Annotated in this window: 20 protein-coding genes; 5 read left to right on the forward strand and 15 right to left on the reverse strand. The window is 55.5% G+C overall.

Going from position 1 to position 23273, the window contains the following annotated elements:
- Window positions 1-434: 434 nt before the first annotated feature.
- Window positions 435-1469: a LacI family DNA-binding transcriptional regulator gene (locus CLV58_RS23210; protein WP_106140231.1), complete on the reverse strand. Its 1035-nt coding sequence runs from the start codon at window positions 1467-1469 to the stop codon at window positions 435-437.
- A 162-nt stretch (window positions 1470-1631) separates the two neighbouring features.
- Here CLV58_RS23210 and CLV58_RS23215 point away from each other — a divergent pair, with 162 nt between their 5' ends.
- Together CLV58_RS23215 and CLV58_RS23220 are read left to right on the forward strand one after the other, a co-directional pair.
- Window positions 1632-2822 carry a hypothetical protein gene (locus CLV58_RS23215; protein ID WP_106140232.1) on the forward strand — a complete coding sequence of 397 codons (1191 nt, stop codon included), beginning with the start codon at window positions 1632-1634 and terminating at the stop codon, window positions 2820-2822.
- Window positions 2823-2990: 168 nt separating this feature from the next.
- Window positions 2991-6101, forward strand: coding sequence for an ATP-binding response regulator (locus CLV58_RS23220; RefSeq protein WP_245882433.1), 3111 nt, complete (start codon window positions 2991-2993; stop codon window positions 6099-6101).
- 33 nt (window positions 6102-6134) lie between these two features.
- Here CLV58_RS23220 and CLV58_RS23225 read toward each other — a convergent pair whose 3' ends face one another.
- The 10 genes from CLV58_RS23225 to CLV58_RS23270 form a co-directional block, all read right to left on the reverse strand.
- Complete coding sequence (locus tag CLV58_RS23225; protein ID WP_106140233.1) at window positions 6135-6563, reverse strand: hypothetical protein; 429 nt, start codon at window positions 6561-6563, stop codon at window positions 6135-6137.
- A 724-nt stretch (window positions 6564-7287) separates the two neighbouring features.
- A complete protein-coding gene (locus tag CLV58_RS23230) occupies window positions 7288-8145 on the reverse strand; it encodes an Rpn family recombination-promoting nuclease/putative transposase (RefSeq protein WP_106140234.1) in 858 nt (285 codons plus the stop codon).
- A 105-nt stretch (window positions 8146-8250) separates the two neighbouring features.
- Entirely contained in the window at window positions 8251-8649 is a 399-nt protein-coding gene (locus CLV58_RS23235) for an NUDIX hydrolase (RefSeq protein ID WP_106140235.1), read from the reverse strand.
- Between the two features lie 33 nt (window positions 8650-8682).
- Window positions 8683-9438 (reverse strand): subclass B1 metallo-beta-lactamase, encoded by a 756-nt coding sequence (gene bla, locus CLV58_RS23240; RefSeq protein WP_106140236.1) that lies wholly within the window; start codon window positions 9436-9438, stop codon window positions 8683-8685.
- Between the two features lie 39 nt (window positions 9439-9477).
- The gene (locus CLV58_RS23245) at window positions 9478-9933 is read right to left on the reverse strand and encodes a hypothetical protein (RefSeq protein ID WP_106140237.1); all 456 of its coding nucleotides are present in this window, start codon (window positions 9931-9933) and stop codon (window positions 9478-9480) included.
- 178 nt (window positions 9934-10111) lie between these two features.
- Window positions 10112-11146 (reverse strand): DNA polymerase III subunit delta, encoded by a 1035-nt coding sequence (gene holA, locus CLV58_RS23250; RefSeq protein ID WP_106140238.1) that lies wholly within the window; start codon window positions 11144-11146, stop codon window positions 10112-10114.
- 34 nt (window positions 11147-11180) lie between these two features.
- Window positions 11181-11768, reverse strand: a complete 588-nt coding sequence (locus tag CLV58_RS23255; RefSeq protein ID WP_106140239.1) for an acyl carrier protein phosphodiesterase — start codon at window positions 11766-11768, stop codon at window positions 11181-11183.
- Entirely contained in the window at window positions 11765-12286 is a 522-nt protein-coding gene (locus tag CLV58_RS23260; RefSeq protein ID WP_245882434.1) for a deoxycytidylate deaminase, read from the reverse strand. The genes CLV58_RS23255 and CLV58_RS23260 overlap by 4 nt, the downstream gene beginning before the upstream one ends.
- A gap of 443 nt (window positions 12287-12729) precedes the next feature.
- Entirely contained in the window at window positions 12730-14067 is a 1338-nt protein-coding gene (locus tag CLV58_RS23265) for an ABC1 kinase family protein (RefSeq protein WP_106140240.1), read from the reverse strand.
- A 77-nt stretch (window positions 14068-14144) separates the two neighbouring features.
- The gene (locus CLV58_RS23270; RefSeq protein ID WP_106140241.1) at window positions 14145-14819 is read right to left on the reverse strand and encodes a TetR family transcriptional regulator C-terminal domain-containing protein; all 675 of its coding nucleotides are present in this window, start codon (window positions 14817-14819) and stop codon (window positions 14145-14147) included.
- Between the two features lie 144 nt (window positions 14820-14963).
- Here CLV58_RS23270 and CLV58_RS23275 point away from each other — a divergent pair, with 144 nt between their 5' ends.
- Together CLV58_RS23275 and CLV58_RS23280 are read left to right on the forward strand one after the other, a co-directional pair.
- Window positions 14964-15527, forward strand: a complete 564-nt coding sequence (locus CLV58_RS23275; protein ID WP_106140242.1) for a hypothetical protein — start codon at window positions 14964-14966, stop codon at window positions 15525-15527.
- 93 nt (window positions 15528-15620) lie between these two features.
- On the forward strand, window positions 15621-16169 hold the full coding sequence (locus CLV58_RS23280; RefSeq protein ID WP_245882435.1) for a hypothetical protein: 549 nt from the start codon (window positions 15621-15623) through the stop codon (window positions 16167-16169).
- 113 nt (window positions 16170-16282) lie between these two features.
- Here the strand turns inward: CLV58_RS23280 and CLV58_RS23285 are convergent, their stop codons facing one another.
- The 4 genes from CLV58_RS23285 to CLV58_RS23300 all read right to left on the reverse strand — a co-directional run bounded on the left by CLV58_RS23285 (window position 16283) and on the right by CLV58_RS23300 (window position 21285).
- Entirely contained in the window at window positions 16283-18385 is a 2103-nt protein-coding gene (locus tag CLV58_RS23285) for a ComEC/Rec2 family competence protein (RefSeq protein WP_106140244.1), read from the reverse strand.
- Complete coding sequence (locus CLV58_RS23290; protein ID WP_106140245.1) at window positions 18382-18834, reverse strand: GNAT family N-acetyltransferase; 453 nt, start codon at window positions 18832-18834, stop codon at window positions 18382-18384. The genes CLV58_RS23285 and CLV58_RS23290 overlap by 4 nt, the downstream gene beginning before the upstream one ends.
- A 155-nt stretch (window positions 18835-18989) precedes the next feature.
- On the reverse strand, window positions 18990-20345 hold the full coding sequence (locus CLV58_RS23295) for a M43 family zinc metalloprotease (RefSeq protein ID WP_106140246.1): 1356 nt from the start codon (window positions 20343-20345) through the stop codon (window positions 18990-18992).
- The gene (locus CLV58_RS23300; protein WP_106140279.1) at window positions 20326-21285 is read right to left on the reverse strand and encodes a PhoH family protein; all 960 of its coding nucleotides are present in this window, start codon (window positions 21283-21285) and stop codon (window positions 20326-20328) included. The genes CLV58_RS23295 and CLV58_RS23300 overlap by 20 nt, the downstream gene beginning before the upstream one ends.
- Before the next feature lie 357 nt (window positions 21286-21642).
- On the opposite strand from CLV58_RS23300, the gene dnaB reads away from it, so the two are divergent.
- Window positions 21643-23229, forward strand: coding sequence for a replicative DNA helicase (gene dnaB, locus CLV58_RS23305; protein WP_106140247.1), 1587 nt, complete (start codon window positions 21643-21645; stop codon window positions 23227-23229).
- Window positions 23230-23273 lie beyond the last annotated feature (44 nt).

Genomic DNA, 23273 nt, shown 5'->3' on the forward strand with positions numbered 1-23273 from the left:
TGGTCTCAGGGTGTTGAGTCAGGCAGTGGAGCGTTTTTATTTCATCAAACTAGGTTATGGACTCAATCCGAATTAAAACCCCTACAAGATTAGCCTAAAGGGGGAGTTGTTTCTTCGTGGAACGCTCCCCCTTTAGGGGGCTGGGGAATAAATGGACCGAAGGAAATTTGGCTTCTAGTAGTAGCAAATCAAGAACTTAACAGCCCTGCCCTAAAGGGGGAGAAACTAGCGCATGAACTGCTCCCCCTTTAGGGGGCCGGGGGGTATTTCGACCGAAGGAAATTTGGCCACAATCAGCGTTAAATTAAGCCCCCCCAGCTCTGCCCTTTAGGGCAGGGCTGGGGGGGTAGAGCAAACGATAGCGCAGTATCCCTAGTATGAAATGCTTCGCGGTAGGTAATGGGCCACGATAGCCGGGCTGCCACGTTCGTCCACTACACCACCCGGCGCGACGACTCGCGTACGATCAGTTGGGCGGGGAGCACGACGCTTTCGACCGGGGCCTGATCGGGCGTTTGCTTGTGACGCAGAAACAGCCGGGCGGCTTCGCTGCTGATTTCCCGTCCCGGCCGGGCTACTGTCGTCAGCGACGGATTGGTATAGGCTGCCACGGGCGCATTGTCGAAACCGGCAACCGCTACGTCGTCGGGGATGCGTAAGCCCCGCTCGGTGAGTACGCGCATCGCGCCGATAGCCACCTGATCGTTGACCCCGAAGATGGCGTCGGGGCGCTCAGCCCGGTCGAGGAGGTGCCGGGTCGGTTCGATGGCGCTGTCGATCTGGAAGTTGGTAGGCAGAATCAGTTCATCGCAGCGGGGCAGACCGTAATGTGTCAGGCAGTCGACATAACCGGCAAATCGCTGCTCCGACACGGTCAGGCCGGCGGGTCCACGCAGGTGGGCGATGCGTCGGCACCCCATCTGAATCAGGTGCTCAACTACGGCCCAGGCACCGTGGTAGTCGTCGGCCGTAACCCGGCTCACGGGGAGTCCGGCGTAGTCGCGGTCGATCAGCACGAGCGGGATCTGCCGTTGCAGCACCATCGTCAGATGATCGTAGCGGGCGGAATCGTAGGTTTCCTGCGCGACCGACAGAAAGATACCCTCGACCCGGTTGGCCAGCAGCCGCAGCACGTGCTCGGCTTCCAGCGCCCGCGATTCGCCCGTTACGCAGATCGTCAATGAGTACCCCAGTGGTTGCAACACCGTATGCAGCCCTTCGATCACCGACGATTCATAGCTATCGCTGATCGTCGGCACAATAATCCCCAGCACGCCCGACAGTTTGTTGAGCAGACTGAGCGACACCAGGTTACGCTGATACCCGGCCTGCTGCGCGTATTGCTGAATGCTCCGTCGCGTATCTTCGCTGATGGCATAATGGTCGTTCAGCGCCCGCGATACCGTCGAGGGTGAGCAGTTGAATTGCCGGGCAATATCCTTGATGGTTATGGGGGGCGCAGGAGTCATCAGAGGGCAGTACAGTAGGAACGGGCGAGTCGGTAGTTTTCAGAATCGAAGTACGCGCAATCGTCCGAATCTGATGCTATCCCGGCCTGTTTTTTACAACCGGCGATAAACCCTTCCCTACGGTATGCGGTCCAATGCACGGAACCACCCCCTCGTTTAACCATGTCTCGCTACGCCCCCCTCCTTCTCCTGATTGCCCTGCTGACCGGATGCAGCAGTGGCCGGACAGCCCTTCGTCACGGTCATTTTGATGTAGCCGTCAAACGAGCGTCGCAGCGCCTTCAGCAGAAGCCGGGCCTGAGCAAGCGCGGACACGGGTTGGCGTCCGACGTACTCCGGCAGGCCTTCGTGCTCGCCTACGAGCAGCACCAGACCACGATTCGTCGGCTGGCGACCAATACCAGTCAGCCGTTTCGCTGGGAAGCCGTTCTGAGTAGTTACAACGCCCTGCAAAAACTGACCGACGACGCCCGGACCTGCTCCGCCTGTGCCGACTGGCTGGCTCCCTACCCGGCCTCGTACCAGGATCGTCTGCTGGAAACCCGCCAGTTGGCCGCTGCCGATCGCTACGAACGGGCTGAGCAGGCCTACGCTTTCCGCCTGACCGATCGACTGGCCGCAAAGGACGCCTTTGTAAACTACCAGAAAGCGGCCGACTGGGTACCTGATTATCAGCAGTCCCGCGCCCGCGCCGACGATGCGTTCCCCTATGCGCTGCTGCGGGTTGCCATCGAACCGGTTAGTCCGAGCCGGGAGGTCAGTGCCGGCGATAATCTGGCCATCCAGCGGCTCATCCTGCGTAAGCTATCGATCAACACCCCGCCGTCGACCTTTGTCCGGCTGTACGCACCGGAGCAGGTGCAGGCCAGTATTGTCGACGGAGCGCCACTAGCCGAGGGCTTTCCGATTCATCAGGCGGTACGGATGCAGGTCGTCGATTACACGCCCTACAACGACGTTACGACCTCGTCCAGCACAACCGTTTACAGTGATAAGGCGTATAAGGTCGGCGAGAAAAAGATCAATGACTCTACGAAAGTCGACATCCTGGAGAAAGTAAAAGGCACACTGACGACGTTCAGGCGACACATCAGTGCCGGTATGATCATGCGCGTGCAGGGTATCGACGTTGGTAGTGGTCAGGTACTTTGGAACAATCCGGTCGACGAAACGCGTCGCTGGGAAACCGTCTGGGAAACGTTCTCCGGCGACACCCGCGCCCTCAACGGTCACTCGCTGGCCACCGCCAGTCTGCTTGTCCCCTCCCGCTGGCAGTTGTACGACGAGCTGGTCGATGAACTAGCCTACTCTGCTGCCCATCGGATTCGTACCCGATACAGCCGCGACGAGTAGCTTTATTTACTACACACTTTTGATATCAATACGCTGGCCGGCAACCACGCCCGTAGATAACAAAACGGGGCAGTACCCTTATATGATCGATTCTCACTGTGTTTTAAGTCCCGAAACCGGCTTAATATTGTGGTTTGGGGATGCCGCCTTGCGGGCAGTTAGTGAATCATGAATACGCGTATGGTCAGTACCGAGATTTCAGACTCCTCCGAATCGTTTCTTGCCGGGGGTGGCGAGATGGGACAGTTGATTCGCTCGAAAGACTGGGCGACTACCCCCCTTGGGCCCATCGAGACCTGGCCACAAAGCCTGCGCACCTCGGTCAGTCTGTGCCTTTCCTCGACCTTTCCGATTCTGATTGCCTGGGGGCCGGAGACCATTCAGCTGTACAACGACAGCTACCGTCCCATCTGCGGAGCCAAGCACCCGGAATCGATGGGGCAGAATTTCCGGATCTGCTGGGAAACCGCCCTGCCGGTGGTGGGCGATGCGTTCACGCGGGGGCAGCAGGGCCAGGGGACGTATATCCAGGATCAGCGCATGTTTCTCGACCGGTATGGCTACCTGGAAGAATCGTTTATGACGTTTTCGTTCGCGCCGATCCGGGATGAGTCGGGGCAGGTCGGGGGCATTTTCCACCCCATCACCGAGACCACCGATAAGATGCTCAGTGCCCGGCGCACGCAGGTACTGCGCGACGTGGCGACCCGTACGGCGCAGGCCAAGTCCCAGCAGGCGATCTACGATAGTATGCTGGATGCGCAATCGCTGTTTAATCTCGATCTGCCCTTTCTGCTTTTCTACGAACTGAGTCCTGACGGGCAACAAGCTACGTTGGTGTGCCGTTGCGGCCTCCTGCCGGACGAGGTACTACCTACAGATCTGACCGAACTCGCCGTCAAATCAACGCCGTGGCTGGCCAATCTTGACGAGGTACGGGTCATCACGGACTTGAGCGATCAGCTCAGTTATGTTCCGGCCGGACCCTACCCCGAGACACCCCACACGGCCGTCCGACTACCCATAACGCTGCCGTCACAAGACCAGCCGGTCGGTTTCGTACTGGCGGGGGTCAGTTCCCGACGTGCACTGGACGCAGATTACCAGACGTTCTACGATCTGCTGTGCAACACATTTAACACGGCGTTTTCCAACGTACACGCCTACCAGCAGGAACAGCAGCGGGCCGAAGCACTGGCCGCCATCGACCGGGCCAAGACGGCGTTTTTCAGCAACGTCAGCCACGAATTTCGTACTCCACTGACGCTGATGCTGGGGCCGCTCGACGAACTTCGGCAGCAGTTGGAACAGCAACCCGCCAGCATTCAGGCCCCCGTGATAGCGGCTCACCGCAACGCGCTACGCCTGCTGAAGCTGGTCAACAACCTGCTCGATTTCAGCCGTATCGAAGCCGGACGAACCCGTTCACATTTTCAGCCGGTCGAACTGGCGGGCCTGACGCAGGAACTGGCGAGTAATTTTCGCTCCCTGCTGGAACGGGCCGGTTTGCAGCTATTTGTCGATTGTCAGCCGCTCCCGTCGACGGCTTACGTGGACCGGGAGATGTGGGAGAAAATCGTACTCAACCTGCTGTCCAACGCCTTTAAGTTCACGCTTCAGGGGTCCATCCGGGTTAGTCTGACGGCCGAAAATGAGCAGGCCGTATTAGCCGTCACCGATACCGGCGTGGGCATTCCGGCGGCCGAGTTACCACATATGTTCGAGCGCTTCCACCGGGTCGAGAACGCGGGTGGCCGATCGTTTGAAGGCAGCGGTATCGGCCTGTCGCTGGTGCAGGAACTGGTGCATCTGCACGGGGGTACGATCCGTGTCAGCAGCGTGGAGAGGGTCGGCAGTACCTTCACCGTGCAGATTCCGCTGGGTCGCGCGCATCTACCGGCCGCGCAGGTCAGCGACGATCTGGCGGAAGGATCGCTGAGCACACTGGCCGATTCGTTCTTACAGGAAGCCACGTCCATGCTGGACGAAGTCGCGCCAGCCGCTGCTGGTGATGCCGACGACGACGCGGCTTTGACGAAAACGGACGGGCATGTGCTGATCGTCGACGATAACGCCGATATGCGGGCATACCTGGCCCGCTTGCTGTCGCCCTATTTCACGGTGCATACCGCCGTCCACGGTGCCGATGCGCTGAATCAGCTCCGCACGTTGACACCCCAGTTGATTCTGAGCGACGTGATGATGCCCGTCATGGACGGGAAAGAACTGATACGGCAACTCCGGCAGAATCCCGCTACCGCACTCATTCCGTTGATCTTTCTATCGGCTAGAGCTGGTCAGGAAGCGCGCATCGACGGATTGGAAGCCGGCGCGGACGATTACCTGGTCAAGCCGTTCTCGGCCGCTGAACTGCTGACCAAAGTAAGGGCGCAGATCAGTCTCGAAGCCCTGCGTCGGTCGTCGTCGCAGGCGGTGGCTGCCAGCGAAGCCCGCTACCGTCAGCTGGCGGAAGAGCTGGATGAACAAGTCCGGCAACGGACCGCTGAGCTGGAAACGCTGGTTATTCGCCTACAGCGCTCCAACGAATACCTGCAACAGTTTGCCTACGTGGCCAGCCACGATTTGCAGGAGCCGTTGCGCAAAATTCAGCAGTTCAGCGATCTGCTTCAGGGGCGACTGACGGAGGTAACTGGTGAACAGGAAGTCAATTTTCTGACGCGGATACAGGTAGCCGCAGCGCGTATGTCGACGCTGATCCGGGCGCTGCTGACCTACTCGCAACTCGACAACGCCGAACCCGAACGCCAGGCCGTTGCGCTGACGGAATCGGTGTCGACGGCCTGCGACGCGCTGGAAATCTCGCTGAGCGAAGCCGATGCACACCTGGACATCGACCCACTACCCACCGTATGGGGTCATTATTTCCAGTTGAGTCAGTTGTTCCAGAACCTGTTGAGTAATGCGCTGAAGTTCCGGCATCCCGGTCAGGCGGTACATATTCAGATTCGCTGTACAGCGGTGCCGTCGGATACGATTCCGCCCAGTGAACGCCCGCCCCAACTGGTTGATAGCTACTACCGCGTGGACGTTATCGACAATGGTATTGGGTTCGACGAAAAATACCAGTCCCGTATCTTTCAGGTGTTCCAGCGCTTGCACACCAAAGGTGAATATGAGGGAACCGGCATTGGGTTGGCGATCTGTCAGCGCATAGCCATTAACCACGGGGGCTTTATCACGGCCCGCAGCCAACCCGATCAGGGAGCGACGTTCAGCGTCTACCTCCCCACCCAGCCAACCACGGCGGTACCTGACTGACGGCCAAGGTACTTCGGCGACCGCCGGGCGGTCTTACTTAACGCGCGCCCAGACTTCGTTGAACGGCCCGGTCAAGGTCATGGTGTCTCCGACGACGTTGATGTTGTACCGGTACGTCTGTCCAATCAGGCCACCGGTTGTTTCGTTGGCGTAGTCGATTGTCTCGGCATACGAATTTCCATCCAGCAGATAGGTGCCGCCGTGATGATACAACGTGATATTGGTTGCCGGGTCGCACTGGGAGAACATCCAGTGTTTATCGCGTATAAGCTTTATTTTCCTGTCTGGCGAGGTAGCAGCCCCACCAACGTTCCGCACGAAGCGCCAGACGCCATTCACCGCGTTCGTCTGCCCCGCCGTCCCAACCGCCTTCCCATCCGTGCGGTTGACCGGCGATTTCGAACTGGAACAGGCACTCAGTAGCAATACGAATCCCCCAAGAAAGGCTAGTTGTTTTTTCATGAACTGTGTGGTTTGCGCGGTTTAGATAGACCCGCCGTTTGTAGATGCAGCACAGCACTACTTTCCACACAGTCAACATTCAGAAATCAGCGAAGTAACCGTTTATAAATAACCAATAGGTTTGCTTTAGAAAGTGGGCCAAAGACTATTGGATTAGCTAACTCTAATATGATCTGTTCCAGGTTCAAATTCCGGTATGCTACGTCGTCACGACATTCAATGGTGTTGGCCCAATCCGCTAAGTCTTGAAAAGTGACTTCATCTACTAGGCAGCGATGAATTACCGAGGATAAATCCTGCTGGTCTATTATATATAAGGCTGTTGGGCAATCCCAGGGATAATAACTTAACTCGGTAACCAAGACAGACAACCCCTGCTGGAACAAAACCAAGTCCCGAACTATTTCTTGCCGACCTCTCACGTTCACGATGCTATAAAAACCTAACCTAGGCCCTTTAAAAACAGCTTGTTATTCTGCTGACTATAATATGACCCGCTTGTTAGGTTGTCCCAACCTGAGCGGCTAGCCTGTCGCTTGACTGAGCCTTATACATCAAACGCGGACAGTGACCAAGATACTGGCACATAAGCCTCTATGCTTGAACGCTCCAACGCCACCATGCGCTAATGGCGACCGTAGAAAGCCTTTACACATATGGCCAGCTGGGTGCCAATTTCGCCAAGGAACATGCTGCCTGTCGCTAGAGAGACGAAATGGAAAAATTAAAATTTATCAGTGTTCATCTTTTGTACCTCAAGTACAAAGTCAATCGAAACACCAATAGCATTGGCTATCTGCTCAACAGTTAAAGTGTTTAAACCTAATAGGTTTGCTACAGCATTCATCTGAACTTCCAACTTTGCTTCTTGAATTTTCTGCTTCTCAGCATTGACCGCTTCAGCATTAGCCGCTGTCACACGGGCAAAATAAGCCCGCTCCTCCGGAGTCATTTTTCGAGTGTCTAACTCATTAATAGCCCGCTTAAGCCATTCCTCATTCCAGAAAGCGGGGTACTGCGTAGGTTCGGTTGTATGGAGCGTCTTCATAGTATAAACCAGTTTTTCTAAGTCAGTCTGAATCTCAGCCACTTGCTTGTGAAACTTAGCCAATTCTACGGTAATAAACGTCATCTGGTTGTCAATGATTTCACCTTCCTCACTTCGCAGGTTAGCAACGGTGTGAAAATGGGTCATTGGCAAAATATTCTTGGCTAGAATGGCAATGGCGTAGATTTTAGGCAAGTTTGCATAATCGAACTCGCCCCGCTCCACAACGGTATTGAACTTGTGCAGGGCGTAAAACTTCATGCGTTGCACAAAATGTGGGGCTAAACCTAATTGCATTTCGACAATGAACTGACTACCGTTTTCGTCTGTACAAGCTAAATCAAAAATGCCACTCCGGCTGTCGATAGTCAGAGCTTCGAAAGCATTCTTATCGAAATGTACTTCTCGGATGGGTGTATCTGATTTGATAAGGGCCTGCAACGCTGTACGAAGGAACAAACTGTCAGCTTCGTTACCGAAAGTAGCTTTGAAGCCGTAATCTGAAATAATAGGAATGTAAACGCCTGTCTCCATGTAGCAAAATTACCCGAAACCTTGAAGAGGACCTATCAGACGTGGCTTGACTATCTATATAGAGTGTTCTTAAGAAGACACAGCTTCCCTTACACCACCTTTCTATTACCCCAAGAATCCCTTTTCATACAAATAGTCGAAAATCAATTTATCGACGCCTGCGACTTTGTCTTTGTCGGCGTGGGTAAACCACGCGATTTCTTCAATTTCCGAACTTGCTTGTAGCTGTCCGTGGTACTTACCCGAGTAGCAGGTCATTTTCACGGTAACGCCTTCCGGCTGACCATGCGCCTGTGCTTCGAACGTGCCAATGTATTGTAATGTCTTTTCATCAAGTGATACGGTCAGCTCTTCGCATACTTCCCGGAGTAGCGCCTGCTCGTCGGTTTCGCCAGCATCCCGTTTACCACCGGGAATATAAAAGACATCTTTCCCGTAGCTTTTTGTTAGCAGAATGGTTTTGTCGTTCAACTCGACCCAGGCAAGTTTGTCGATCTGTTTCATCGGTAGCAAAGGAGTAGACTGGTTGCGTATACGTTATCGGTGGGGTTGCGCAGCTGCGTGTTTCGAGAGCAGCTGTAAGGTGTGTTCGAGTGCTTTGGTGTCCGTCCACTCGTCGTGGCCGGGGATGACCCATTTCGCCTTACCAAACCGATCCATCACCCGCCGAACCGACTTGCTCCATTCCGACAGGTTGGCCTCGCCAATATAGCCCAGTCCGAAAGCAGCCACGCTTTTCACGAAGCAGCCACCGTGCAGAATCTGCTGCCTGGGTAACCAGACCACGATGTTGTCGCTCGTGTGCCCGGCACCGGGGAAGTACGTCCGAATGGGCACGTTGCCGATGGTAAAGGTAGTGTCGGCGGGGAGGATGTCCTCCGGCGATTCGTAGCCGGACGCCACGGTTTTCTGCGCCGTCAAGGCCGTACTGACGACCCGTATGCCTGCTTTCCGCAACTCGCCAATGCCACCCACTTTGTCGTCGTGCGAATGGGTGACGATGCATAGCCGGACGGGTTGTCGTAAGCTGTCGGCCACCCAGCGAAGTAGTTGCCAGGTGTTGTCGGTACTGTCTTTGGTATCCCAGCCCGTGTCGATCAGCACGACGCCGTCGCTGGTATTGACAATCAGCCCGTTCGACGGCACGGGTTCGCCCTGATACATACCGTAGGTGGTATGTACATACACGCCATCTGTCAGTGGCGTAACCCGCAGTTTCGGCTTCGATGCAGATTGCGCCGTTGATGCATGGGCAATCAGTAAACCCAGACAGATACAGATTAATTTTCGCATGATATGTGGTTAAGTAAAGCCAATCAAACCGCAGACCTATCACTTCATAGGGTGCTTGCCCCATTCTTTGGGCGGATAGGCAAAGACGAACCGCAGGCGCAGATGCCCATGTTGCACGGCCCCGTGCCGGTACGTCACTTTGGCTCGGTTATCGTAGAAATCACTGCCATAAATCTGGTCGACCGGACCGGTAGGCAACTTACAATCGGTAGCCGTAGCCGGTGGTCTCGTGTACTCGATCAATACCGAAGCGCCCGATGTATCCAGCAACCCGGTGGCCAACAGGGATATGGTGACACCGCTTCCGGGATCGCTTTCTGATTTACCGATGTAGAACGTAGTATCACGGTCGACCCGTCCAAGCTGTATGTCGGGGTCCGGGAGCCTGGTTAGGTCAAGGTAAATAACTACGACAGCCAGCAAACCGACCAGTCCACCGATAAAGATAGCCATCCCCCATACGATATCTTTCAATACACCGATTGCTTCCGACATACAAATCTGTTACTACCTGCGTCCTACCCCAATGCGGGATTGCGCCACTGCTTTCGATAAGGATCGCACACCAGTTTTCCGCCAGCGTAACTTACACGGTGTTCACACCGACACCCTGCCGGATAATCGATCGGCTCGTCGCGGCATGACACAGGGACTTGGCGAATAGCGCCATCTTTTAGTGCAATATATCGAATACCAGCTCGCGGAGGATGTCGGTTTCGTTCATAGTAGGCGCGTCGATGCCTTTACTTAGCGCGTCGGCCCGGCGGATGGCGTGAATGATCGCGGCCACTTTCGGCAGCGGAAACGTGCGGGCCGCCGACAGATAATCTTTCACAAAAAACGGGTTAACCCCCAGCACGCCCGCCAGCGCCTTCTCCGACTGATCTTTGCTGGCCTGCACCAGAATCACCTTGCTGAAATACGCAAACAGTTGCGCCAGCACCACTACCAGCGGGTTGTCTTTGGCATTTTTGCCCAGATAATCAACGATCTGATTGGACTTCACCACATCGCGCCCCACCAGCGCTTTCTGCAATTCAAACACGTTGTATTCTTTGCTGATACCAACCAGCCGCTCGACGGTTGCCGCCGAAATCTCTTCGCCGACGTGCAGGTTGATCATGATCTTATCGATTTCGCTGGCCAGCCGTTTCAGGTCATTACCAATATGGTCGGCTAGGAGCTGACAGGCTTTGGGGCTTACTTTCGTCCCCTGTTCGCGGCAATATTCGCCGACCCAATCGGGAATCTTGTTGTCGTACAGTTTTTTGATGCCCAGCAGCTTGCCTTTGTTGCCGAACGCTTTCACCCAGGCCTTGCGCTCGTCAAGACCGGGCTTGCCGTCTTCTTTCGTGTAACACAGCATCAGAATCGTGCTGGACAGCGGGTTCAGCGCGTAATCTTCCAACAACGTCTGCGCCGATTTATCGTTGATACCAGCCAGTTGCTGGGCTTCCTTGACGAGTACCAACTGCCGCTCGGCCATGAACGGGTAGCGCCGGGCGTAGTTGATCACAGCCCCAACATCAGCATCTTTCCCGAACAGCACAAACTGGTTGAATCCGCGCTCCGCAACCGGAACGGCCACTTTTTCGAGTTCATCAGCAACACGGTCCAGGTAGTACGGTTCGTCGCCGTGTATGAGGTAAACGGGGGCAATGCGTTTGTTCCGGATATCTTTCAGCAGGGTGTCAACGGCGGCAATCAATTCGGTAGTCGGTTTGCGGTTTTTAGTGGTCGGTTCAGGCCCGGAAGGCAGCTACGTGGGCAACGAGTTCGGGCCAGAACCGATTGAACTGCGCCCGGATCGGTTCGTAAAACCGAATCAGATCGTCGACGGCCGTATCCAGACCCGACACGTAGGGCGTCCGGCGGGCAATACCGTTGAGCGCCTGATCGATTCCCGTCGTGGTCTGGTAACTCGCGACCCAGTCGTAGCGAACCATGGCGTCGAACATCCGGCGGGCCGACGGTGGTAGCCGGTCACCATGTCGGCGCAGTGTCGTGTAAAAATACGTCGTAAATGGCGAGAGTGGTTCGCCGGTCAGTGCCGAAAACTGGGTCGCCAGCATGTGATCGAAGAAGACGTCGACGGCAACACCCGCATACTTGTGGCAGCGCGGGCGCAACAGGTCGCGCACAACCGCAACGGCCGGGTGGCTATCGGTGAACGCGTCGATAGTCCGGTGAATACGAACCCCCTCGACCTCAGCCGGTCGCAGTCCGTGCCGTGGGCTGGCCGGGTCACCTTTGATAAAATCACCGATAAAGTTGCCGATCAGCCAGTCGTCGTTGCGATTCGACAGGTACGCGTGTGCGAGAATGTTCATGCCCCCTGACGAACGACGTCAGGCTGACCGGGGTTCCCTTCTTCGGCCAGTGCCGGCTGATCGGCCGCTGCGTATCGCTCGACCGTCACACCGAACCGGCGCAGGAATTCGACGCCTTCATCGACGCCGATACCTTTGTAAGCGGCATAGGAATTCAGGTAAACGACCCGCGCGATTTTCATGCTGTAAATGATCCGGGCGCAGGCAATACAGGGCGACAGCGTGACGTAAATGGTTGCGCCTTCGATGGCAGCGCCGTTTTTAGCGGCATACAGAATGGCGTTCTGTTCGGCATGCAACGCCAGCGAACATGACCCTTTCGAGTCGCGCGGACAGCCCACACCGGGAAATTCTTCGTCGCAGTTGTGTGTACCGGCGGGCGGACCGTTGTAGCCAATCGAGATGATACGCGTGTCCCGCGCCAGCACCGCGCCGACCTGCGCTTTGATGCAATGCGATCGTTTGGCCAGGTCAACCGCCAAATTCATAAAAATATCGTCGAACCGGGGACGAGCCATGTGTCAATGTGTAGTTTACGGTGGTCCTGAACTGTGTCTTGAACTGTGATTTATTTGATTACGCTGATAGGCTGTGATTTTTGAAATCAACGCAATCAAAACGATCAGACGAATCACAGTTAAAGATTGTCCGAACTGCGATTCGTCTGATCGCTTTGATTGACTATGATTATCTAGAAAATCAGGAAACTCAATTCACCCGCAAAGATCACAACTCAGACCAATCATAGCCAATCAGCGTAATCATAAAAATCACAGTTTAAGATTGTCTGAACTGTGATTCGTCTGATTACGCTGATCACATTGATTCCTAGAAAATCAGGACAATCATAGACATTAGACGAATCACAGTTAAAGATTGTTCTGAACTGTGATTTGTAGGATTACGCTGATGGGCTGTGATTTTCTTTATTAAATCAGTGAAATCATCTCAATCATACAAATCACAGTTCAGGACAATCAGCGGTCTTCTTCGAGCGGAGCCACTCGGGCTTGTTGGTCACGACGCGGGCTTTCAACTCGTTCAGCATGGCGTACAGGCCGTAGTACGTGCGGTTGACATACAGACCGTCCTGCGAGCCACGCGCCACTTTTGAGCTTTTCAATTCCTCAACGTGGGCCAGCCCCTCGGCGAAGGCGTACACTTTGTTGAAGTACTCATCGTCGCCGAAATCGAAATGATCGACGGCGAACGGCTCTCCCAGCATCCGGATCATCTGCTTGAACAGGTCGGAGAAGAACGCCCGGTCTTTTGGCGAGTCCTGCGGGGTCAAAAACTCCAGGTTATCGAAAATCTGCTCCGTCAGCACGTCGTCCTCGATCGTATCGGGGTTGATCAGCCGGAAGTAATTATCGTAGTAGAAATCGGGAATGACCTTCACGCAGCCGAAGTCGATGACGCCCATCGTACCGTCGGCCCGCATCAGAAAGTTACCGGGGTGCGGGTCGGCATGTACCTGCCGTAGGGTGTGGATCTGAAAATCATAGAAATCCCACAGGGCCTGCCCGATACGATCGCGCACTTCCTGCGACGGGTTCGTCTTCAGGAATTCTTTCAGGTGCAGCCCGTCGAGCCAGTCCATCGTCAGGATTCGCTTTGACGACAGGTCGGGGTAGTATTTCGGAAAGACCAGGTTGGGAATGTGGGCACAGGCTTCCGAGATTTCGATGCTCCGCCGAAGCTCAAGGCCGTAATCGGTTTCTTCCAGCAGCTTCGACTCCACCTCGCCCATGTACCGGTCAATGTCGCGCTCGTTGAGGTTCAGCAAGCGAACGGCCAGCGGTTTGGCAATTTTCAGGTCGGAACTGACCGCGTCGGCCACACCGGGGTACTGCACTTTTACCGCCAGCTTCTTTCCATCTTTCCACGCCTGATGCACCTGCCCGATGCTGGCGGCATTGACGGCGTCCATCCCGAATTTATCGAACAGCTCCGACGGACTTTTGCCAAAGTAAGTGCGAAACGTCTTGACAACCAGCGGGCCCGACAGCGGGGGTGCCGAGTACTGCGCCATCGTAAACTTGTCGGTATACGCAACCGGCAGCAGCCCCCGGTCCATACTCAGCATCTGCGCCATCTTCAGGGCCGAACCCTTCAGTTCGCTCAGTGCATCATAAATGTCGGCGGCATTGTCTTTATGCAACTCTTCCTTCGACAGATCGGGGTCGAGCAGTTTCTTGCTGTAATGCTTGATATAATTCCCGCCGACCTTCATCCCTGCTTTCACAAACTGGCTGGCACGGGCAACTTTGGTCGTCGGAACGGAGGTCTGCGTTTTCATAAAGCAATGAGTGATTTAGCGAATGAGCGAATGAGTGAATGCTTGGTATTCGCTAATTCACTCATTCACTCATCTGCTCATTTATTTTGGTACACGAACTTGGCGAAGTCGAACAGGGTATCGAGGGGGGAGCGACCGATCAGATCGAATGCGGTATTGACGGCTTTCTCGATGGCACTGTCGGTTTTTTCAAACCCTTTGCTGACGTCGCGCACCCAGAAATCGAGTACGAACAGGGTTTGCGCCCAAAGCGCGTCAGGATAGCGATCAGTCACGAACGGGCGGGGCTCCACTTCTTTGCTTTCGCGTCCTTCGGCCAGCAGATCGCGGGCGTAATCGTAGAAGGCGTCCTTGAATGGGTGCAGCACCTGATTACGCATAGCCTTGTTGCGAGCCCGCGCTTTCTGCATGGGTGTCGCCCCGGCCGTATCGCCTTTGAGCCGCCCGTAGCTGTAGACGACGAAGCTGCGCTGCGCTTTCAGCAACTCGATCCAGGTATAGTAGAAGGCCAGCAACTTCTCGCGAACCGAATAGCCCTGATAGGTTTCGTCGGCATCGACTGTCTTGCGGGCCTGCTCGAACAAACCCAGCCAGACGTCAGCTTCGATGGCGTCGAACGATGCGTAGTCATTATAAAAGTCGGCTTCTGCCAGTTTCAGCTTTTTGGCGAACTGAAAAACGGTGGTGGGCTGCTGCCCCGTTTCCAGCACATAATCGACGTAAGCTTTACGTATTTTTTCGGCTGTCTCCATACAGTAAGGGAACGGTCTGTCTGCGCGAAAAGTTTGTCCTGGTCGGGGCAAAATAAGCTTGTTAATTATGCTTAAATCGATGTCGGCAGCATACCCGGCAATCCAGTTTTTCGTGGGTTACAACGCAACTAAACGACCATACCGATGCGCCTGTTCTATCTACTCCCCCTCCTGTTGATTGCCACCTACGGTACTGTTCACGCACAGACACCCATGAAGCGGGAAATCGGTCTGCGATCCAGTCTCGGCAACCCCCTCAACGCGGGTTTCATCTACAAAAAGCAACTGGCCGAAAACCGCTATCGGCGTTACCGGCTGGGCTTTGTCGACGCAACGGTAAACATCAAAAGTCCGGCGACCCTAAGTCAGTATACGGCGGGTGCGGCCATCGGTACCGAGTTTCGGAAAGACCTCGACGACCGGCTGCAATTTATTCATGGCCCTGAAGTCAACGCGTCACTGTCGGTTATTGCCGTTGGTAACGCTAACACGATCGATCAGTATACCCTGGTTACACCCCGCATCGGCATCGGCTACGTGCTGGGGGTGCAATACAACTTCAACAGTCGATGGTATGTCAACCTGGAAACGATTCCGGGCCTGGCAGTCGAAGCACAGTACGGCTATCCTGACTCGTCGCCGACCTACACGGTCATGGCAAACATCAATCTGGCTACCGTTGGCCTGACGGGTGCGTACCGCTTCTAAAACAATCATCTCCGACGCGGAAAACAACTGAATACACTGGAAAAGCTAACTTTTACCGAACTTGGGGCGTTAAATCGGTAATCGTTTTCGACTATGACTTTGTACATGCATACGTTTATGTGTGCGCTCAGCCTGACGCTGTGTGTATTTGTTACCCGCCAGAGCTTTGGTCAGTATGGCGGCTATGGGGGTGGTTACGGCGGCTATGGGGGCCGGATGGGTGGTATGGGCAGCCAGATGGGGCAACCAAGCAGCCCCCGTGCCAGCATACCCAACATTGCCGGCGATATGGCCAACAAGGAAACCAAGTGGCTCAAGGAAAATCTGTCGCTGACAAAAGACCAGGCGAAAGAGGTAAAGAGCCTGAACAACGAATACGCGAAAGTTCAGCAGGACGCCATCAAAGACATCGTCGGCACCAACACCAGCGGTCGCCCCTCGCCCGAAACGATCAAGCAGATCAAGGAGTCGATGCTGATGTTCAACGAAGAAAAGGAAGACAAGTTGAAGACGATTCTGACACCCGAACAGTGGGAACAGTACCAGTCGAAGAAGGAAGTCATGCAGAAGGAGATCGGCGGCTACCGCCCACCCGCACCCAAAAAGACAGGTCCCGATTCGACAGGTAAGGCAGGACAGTAAGTTTTCGGCATACGGTTTTCAGTTTACGGTGGGGTAACGCAGCCCAGCTTTATAAGACAGGCATCGTCCGAAAACCACCATAAATTGTAAACTGTATACCGTATACCGAAAACCTAAAACTCACTAACATAAGCGCCCATTTGCCGAACCGAGTGGCAGGCAATGTGGCGCTTTTTTGCGTCCGCCAGTAATTGATCCGTCAGTGGGGTACGACTGGAATCGTCGAAAATGATATGCCGGGCAACCACACGATTGGCCAGCTGATTCCAGTCGCGCAGGGCATTCCGACGAATAATCAGGTAGTCGACTACGGCGGGTAATCGCCAGCGGTGGTAATCCGACAGCCGGTTGACAAGCAGCACTGACCGTCCCTGCCAGACCAGCAGGCTGTAATCACGACGATAAACGACAGCAGGTTTGTCAGCGCTGTTCAGCGACGCGTGCCGGATGTCGACCCACTCCGGGTTCGCAATACCCCAGCTACCGAATGTATTTTTCAGGTAAAAGTCGTAAGAGCGCTGATCAGTCGTATCAAGATCGGTGAGCAATCGACTACGCTTACCCGTGGTGACGCTAACGGCCGTGCGGTGGGGCAGAAAATGAACGGCCAGCCGACGTTGGCCTAACTGATCGGTGTCGCTTACTAGCATCAGGACCACCAGCACGAGCGTCGTAGCGCTCAGCGGCCACAGCCAGTTCTGGTTACGACTCAATAGCAGCGTAGCGCCCAGCAGGATGACGGCGTAAATCAGCACTAACTCGACCGGCGACAGCCACAGGTTATCCCAGGCAGCACCTGGCAACTGCCCCGTCCAGCTGACGGCTTCGTTGAGTAACCAGGCCGTTTTCTGCACACCCCAACCGAGTGCATCGTTCAGGTACGGCATCCAACTAAAGGCCAGCGTCGCCATAGCCAGCGGCAGCAACGCCATTGACAGGACCATCACCACCGGGTTGGCCAGCAGGAAGTAGGTCGGGAACTGATGAAAATAATAAACGCCCAGCGGAAACGTAACGAGCTGTGCCACCAGCGCCACCGCCGTAATCTGCCAGAGCTTGTTGGCCCACCCGTACCGAAACGTCAGCGACTGATACAGGGGCGACTGCCACATGCCGATGCCCAGCACCGCCAGCGACGACAGTTGCAATCCCGCCGAAAATAGGGCGTATGGGTCGTAGAGCAGCATAAAAAACAAAGCCACGCTCAGCGAATGCCCCGTCGGTGCCCGGCGTTGCAGCGCCTTCGCCAGCAGCAGCATGGAGAACATAGCCGCCGACCGCAGCACCGGCAGCGAGAAGCCTGTCATCAGCGCATAAAACCAGAGCACGGCCAGTTGCAGTGCGATCAGCCAGACGCGGTCGTCGCGCTTGCCGGCCGTAATACCGATCAGCCACGTAAGCACGAAAAACAGGATACCCACGTGCAAGCCCGATACGGATAGAATATGGACGGCACCGGCCGTGGCATAGGCCCGGTATTGGTCCGAGTCGAGATCGTCGCGCACGCCCAGGATCATGGCGTTGACGATGCCGTACTCGGCCCGCGTACCGATCTGCCGGGTCAGCACGCTATCAGCCCACTGATTGACGCGTATTGCGGTCGCGGTCAATCGATTGGGCGGGTCAACACCGAGCACCCGGCGCTGCCAGGGGCGCAGGTACTGCTGATGATAGATGTTCCGGCGGCTCAGGTACGTCTTGTAATCGAATTCGCCGGGGTTGAACGGCGGATCGATCAGGCGGGGCGCTCCGTTGACCAGCCATACTTCGCCGTAACGCGGCAAGATACCGGCGGTTTTGTCCAGGTACACGATCACCCGGCCGCTCAGCGGTTGCCAGTCGGCAGTAGGCCCCCACCGTCCCTGGGTCACGGCCAGTTCGACGCGGTACGTTTTGGCGCGTTCTTCGGGCTGCGCCGTCACGACACCCTCGTACGCCCGCAGTGTATCGCTCAGGTGAATCAGGTTGTCGGCATCGTTGCGGGCCGTATGCAGCCAGGTTACTCCCCAACCCAGCGCCATTAGTAGCCCGGTCAGCGCAACGCCAAGTACGACGCCCGCCTGCCGGAACGCGTTTCGCACCAACAGCCAACCAATGAGAACGCTCCCGACCACGGCCAGCACAGCGGGTAGCCAGTACTGATCGGGTAACCAGATGTAGAGCAGAATACCAGCCGCCAGCCCGGCGACGGCGCGCACGAACGGCAGTACGGTCATTGTTTGGGATAGGCCGACGCAGGGAGAATCATCTTGGCGTGCATGATACCGCATTCATCGAACTGCGGGCCGATTGGTAGGAAGCCAAAGCCGGCGTAGAGGGGCATCGCCGTCAGCTGGGCATGCAGGTAAATACTTTCGATTGGTTCGGGTAGCTGGCTAAATACGGCATCGAGCACGGTACGAACCAGCGCCTTGCCAACACCTGCGCCCCGAAACGCACTCAGCACGGCAAACCGCTCCATCTTGACACCGTTCGACGTGCGACGCCAGCGGGCGGTACCGGCCGGTACCCCATCCACACGGGCCAGAAAGTGTTGGCTTGTCGTTTCGAACTCGTCGTATTCGTCCTCGGCCGACACGTTTTGCTCCTCGACAAATACGCGCCGACGAATGGCGTAAGCGGCATCCAGATCTGCCGAATCGGTAACGGGAAAAACAGTGATCATACGTTCAGGCTATAGGGTGTGCGGTTTTCGGTTGTACAGTTTACGACAAGCTATCACCTGACACCTGCCTTACCTACCGCACCGAAAATCCGTTCGGGAAAACCGCAAAATAATAAACTGACCCTGTAAACCGACTACTGTACGACCGAAAACAGCTAGTTCACCACCAATCGGCTGCTGACGGCTTCACTGTCGGTCTTCACGCGAACGATGTATATACCCGCCGATAAGCCGGTCGTCGTTAGGGTTACCCGCGTGCTGGGCGAGTTCGCGTATGCGTATTGCCGAACGGCCCGCCCCGCCATGTCGTACAACATGACCGTAAATGATTGCGACCCTTTCAGTTGCACGTCGACAGTTGGGTCGCTGGCGGCCGGATTCGGGTACACATTGATTGTCAGGCGCTCGGCTTCCGGCAGCACAACGACGGAGTTAATCAGTTGTACCCGCCGGGGACTCAGTTGCAGAACCGCCCGCATCCGGGCCACCTGCCCCACGGTAAACAGGTTCATGCAGCGGTCCGGCGAGTAATCCATGTAGTCTTCGGTCAGATCGCGCGTACGGACATTGTTAAAGCAGGTTGAGTACGTCGTACGGCATTGTGTCGTCTGGTTCGACCCTTTGGTCGGCGGTGTGTCGTAAACATAATCTTCCGCACAGCCATCGTTGTCACCCCACGTATGAATCAGGCCCAGCCAATGCCCAATCTCGTGGGTCACGGTTCGGCCATAGCCATATAGACTGCTCGTTGCCGTACCCGTCTGTCGCCCGAAAAACTTGTGGTCGACCATCACCCCATCGATACGTTCGTTCTGGCTAGTTGGTAATCCCTGAAGAGTATCGGCCCCCGTGGGAAACTGACCATAGCCCAGATAGTTGTTGTCGAGCGTCGTGACCCAGATGTTCAGGTAGCGGTTGCTGGGCCAATAGGCGATGCTCGACAACAGCAGGTCGTCATTATTAACGTTGAACGACGATTTCTGGTTGTAGTAATGGCGGGTGATGCCCGAGGTGGCGTTTCCGTTAGGATCGCGCGTGGCGAGGAAAAACTCGATCCCGGCATCGGCACTGAGGGCGGTCGTGTTCTCGCCGGGCGTACCCGCCTGCCGCCGGTAGTCTTCGTTCAAGACCTGAATCTGCGAGGCTACCTGCTCGTCGGAGATGTTGCCGTTGTTGGCCCCACCGATCGTTCCCGAGGCATTGCTGTGAATGACGTGCACCACCACCGGAATACGGTAAATGGTTTGATTGGCGGATTGGCGTAGAAACTTCTGCTGCGTCTGTACCTGATCAAGTTGCTGATTCAACAGTTGTATGTTCCGCTGTCGGTTCGGATCGCGCAGTTGAAGTACCCTCTTTTCGTATTCTGCGCTACCGCAGCGCTGCTGATACGGTTCGGCCGACTGCGCCAACAGGCCCGTAGCGGTAAAAAAAGACACGCAAAAACCGGCCAGTACAGACCAGCCGGTTTTCGGTAATACATGGCTCAGGCTATTGCCCCGCTTTTTCATAAGCCGTAATAATTTCACGCACGAGTCGGTGACGAACGACGTCACTACCATCCAGTTCTACAAATGCTATGCCCTTTATCGGCTTCAGGATGTCGATCGACTCGACCAGACCCGACTTCTGCTTATTTGGCAAGTCGATCTGCGACTTGTCGCCGGTGATAATGGCTTTCGACGACGGTCCCATACGAGTCAGAAACATCTTCATCTGCATCGGCGTCGTATTCTGCGCTTCATCGAGCAAGATAAACGCGTTGTTGAGCGTTCGGCCGCGCATATACGCCAGCGGGGCAATCTCGATAATCCGGTTCTCCTGATACAACTTCAGCTTCTCGGCCGGGATCATGTCGTCCAGCGCATCATAGATCGGCCGCAGATACGGATCGATTTTCTCCTTCAAATCGCCCGGCAGAAAACCCAGGTTCTCCCCTGCTTCGACGGCCGGTCGGGTAATGATGATCTTTTTGACTTCTTTATTCTTCAGCGCCCGCACGGCAATCGCCACGGCAGTATAGGTCTTACCCGTACCTGCCGGGCCGGTGGCAAACACCAGATCGTACTTCTCAGCCGCTTCGACCAGTTTTTTCTGGTTTTCCGTTTTCGCCCGGACGACCACGCCCCGGTTGCCGTACACCAGCACCTCCTCATCGTTGGGCGGCACCGGTGGCACCGTGCCGGTCGACGCGGCTCCGCCCTGACTTAGATAGCTTTGCACGTTGTCGTGCGTAATCTTGCCGTACCGCTGGTAGTGCTCCAGCAACGACTCCAGAATGTCGCTGATCCGGGCAATCTCGGGCGTCGTGCCTTTGATGCGGATTTCGTTGCCGCGCGAAATAATTTTACTCATGGGGAAGGCCGCAGCTACTTCCTTGATATTCGTATTCTCTACGCCCAGAAAGTCGATGAGCGAGATGTTGTCGAGGGTGATGACTTTTTCGACCAAACGATACGTTGCGTTTAAAGGTGATTCCGAAAAGTAAGCGATTTCGCTACGCATATAACACGACTTACCGGAAATTTATTCACTACCCGCCGTTTTGTTTAACCCGAACTGATTCCGGGAAACTACACGCCTTAGCTAGTCAATGGGGTTAGTACCCTGACAGACAGCAACCTGCTTTGCACCCGCCAGCTGATACGACGAAACACCCGCCGGCCGTTGCGGGTAGCGCTCTTTTTTTTGACGCGATAGTCGTAACATTACCAGAATGTTACGTCCATCTAGTACGTCGATTACCACCTGTGTTTGCGGAATAAGGCTTGTCCTGCGGGCCTGAATTTTGTAAACTTGCAGTAGATCATGGAGAACAACCCACGCCCCAATCAGCACTTTCGCAAGCAGCAAGGCTTTGCTGGCAATCGCCAACAGGCTGGTAATCAATGGCTCGATACCGGGCTAGGAAAATTACCCCCGCAGGCGCTCGATCTGGAAGAGGCCGTACTGGGTGCCCTCATGATCGAAAAGGATGCGCTCTCGTCCGTAGTCGACATTCTCAAACCGGACACCTTCTACAAAGACGCGCACCAGCGCATTTACAATGCCATCCTAACGCTGTTCGGCAACTCCGATCCGATCGATTTGCTGACCGTGACGCAGCAACTGCGCAAAACGGGCGAGATCGAACTGGTCGGCGGAGGTGGCTTCGTGTCGGAACTGACGTTCCGGGTCAACTCGGCGGCTAATATCGAGTACCACGCCCGCGTCGTGTCGGAGCAGGCGCTGAAACGGGCGCTGATCGCCATGTCGTCGACCATCCTGCGCGACGCCTACGAGGATACGACCGACGTGTTCGAACTACTCGACCGTACGGAACAGTCGCTCTTCAAGATTTCGGAATCGAACATCAAGAAGAACTATGCCGACATGAGTACGATTGTGCGGCAGGCGCTGAACGAGCTCGAAACCAAAAAAAATCAGGAAGGCCTGACCGGGGTACCTTCCGGCTTCACCAACCTCGACCGCGTTACCTCCGGCTGGCAACCAACCGAATTAATCATCTTAGCCGCTAGACCAGCCATGGGAAAGACGGCGTTCGTCGTGTCAGCCCTGCGGAATGCGGCTGTCGACCACGGCAAACCCGTCGCTATTTTCTCCTTGGAGATGTCGTCGGTGCAGTTGGTCAACCGGTTGATTTCGGCCGAAGCGGAGATCGATTCGGAGAAAATCCGGAAAGGAACGCTGGCCCCACACGAGTGGACGCAGCTTCACCACAAGATTCAACGGCTGACCGAAGCGCCCATTTTTATCGATGATACCCCTGCCCTTTCCATTCTGGAACTGCGGGCCAAGTGCCGCCGTCTGAAAGCGCAGCACGACATTCAGATGGTCGTTATCGACTACCTTCAGCTGATGTCAGGCGATTCAAGCGGTCGGGCCGGTGGAAACCGCGAACAGGAAATCGCGTCGATTTCGCGGGCCTTGAAAAACCTTGCCAAAGAACTGAACGTACCGGTCATTGCCCTGTCGCAGTTGAGTCGGGCCGTTGAAACGCGCGGAGGTGACAAGAAACCACAGCTCTCTGACCTTCGCGAATCGGGATCGATCGAGCAGGACGCCGACATGGTTTGCTTCCTGTATCGTCCTGAATACTACAACATTACGCAGGATGAAAACGGCAACTCGACCGTAGGCGTCGGCGAAGTCATCATTGCCAAAAACCGGAGTGGATCACTGGATACGGTACAGCTTCGCTTCGTCGGTAAGTTCACCAAGTTCTGCGACCTCGATTCATACTTCGAGCCAGTTGCGACACAAGGGTTCAGCCCCGAGGTGAATGGACTAAGCAGCTTCGACGCCCCCCCAGCCGGTGGCAACGTCTTCCGCAGCAAAGCCAACGACCTCTCCAACTTCGGCAACGCCGATCCCAGCAAGGAGACACCGTTCTGATCAGGATGGATCGCCGAACTGATCGTTTTCCGACACGCGTTTAG

This window comes from Spirosoma oryzae (assembly GCF_003002825.1).
Lineage (GTDB): Bacteria > Bacteroidota > Bacteroidia > Cytophagales > Spirosomataceae > Spirosoma > Spirosoma oryzae.

Coding starts and splice junctions, on each gene's coding strand:
- CLV58_RS23210 (WP_106140231.1), bottom strand. CDS start 1,469: ATGACTCCTGCGCCCCCCATAACCATCAAGGATATTGCCCGGCAATTC.
- CLV58_RS23215 (WP_106140232.1), top strand. CDS start 1,632: ATGTCTCGCTACGCCCCCCTCCTTCTCCTGATTGCCCTGCTGACCGGA.
- CLV58_RS23220 (WP_245882433.1), top strand. CDS start 2,991: ATGAATACGCGTATGGTCAGTACCGAGATTTCAGACTCCTCCGAATCG.
- CLV58_RS23225 (WP_106140233.1), bottom strand. CDS start 6,563: ATGAAAAAACAACTAGCCTTTCTTGGGGGATTCGTATTGCTACTGAGT.
- CLV58_RS23230 (WP_106140234.1), bottom strand. CDS start 8,145: ATGGAGACAGGCGTTTACATTCCTATTATTTCAGATTACGGCTTCAAA.
- CLV58_RS23235 (WP_106140235.1), bottom strand. CDS start 8,649: ATGAAACAGATCGACAAACTTGCCTGGGTCGAGTTGAACGACAAAACC.
- bla (WP_106140236.1), bottom strand. CDS start 9,438: ATGCGAAAATTAATCTGTATCTGTCTGGGTTTACTGATTGCCCATGCA.
- CLV58_RS23245 (WP_106140237.1), bottom strand. CDS start 9,933: ATGTCGGAAGCAATCGGTGTATTGAAAGATATCGTATGGGGGATGGCT.
- CLV58_RS23255 (WP_106140239.1), bottom strand. CDS start 11,768: ATGAACATTCTCGCACACGCGTACCTGTCGAATCGCAACGACGACTGG.
- CLV58_RS23260 (WP_245882434.1), bottom strand. CDS start 12,286: ATGGCTCGTCCCCGGTTCGACGATATTTTTATGAATTTGGCGGTTGAC.
- CLV58_RS23265 (WP_106140240.1), bottom strand. CDS start 14,067: ATGAAAACGCAGACCTCCGTTCCGACGACCAAAGTTGCCCGTGCCAGC.
- CLV58_RS23270 (WP_106140241.1), bottom strand. CDS start 14,819: ATGGAGACAGCCGAAAAAATACGTAAAGCTTACGTCGATTATGTGCTG.
- CLV58_RS23275 (WP_106140242.1), top strand. CDS start 14,964: ATGCGCCTGTTCTATCTACTCCCCCTCCTGTTGATTGCCACCTACGGT.
- CLV58_RS23280 (WP_245882435.1), top strand. CDS start 15,621: ATGACTTTGTACATGCATACGTTTATGTGTGCGCTCAGCCTGACGCTG.
- CLV58_RS23285 (WP_106140244.1), bottom strand. CDS start 18,385: ATGACCGTACTGCCGTTCGTGCGCGCCGTCGCCGGGCTGGCGGCTGGT.
- CLV58_RS23290 (WP_106140245.1), bottom strand. CDS start 18,834: ATGATCACTGTTTTTCCCGTTACCGATTCGGCAGATCTGGATGCCGCT.
- CLV58_RS23295 (WP_106140246.1), bottom strand. CDS start 20,345: ATGAAAAAGCGGGGCAATAGCCTGAGCCATGTATTACCGAAAACCGGC.
- dnaB (WP_106140247.1), top strand. CDS start 21,643: ATGGAGAACAACCCACGCCCCAATCAGCACTTTCGCAAGCAGCAAGGC.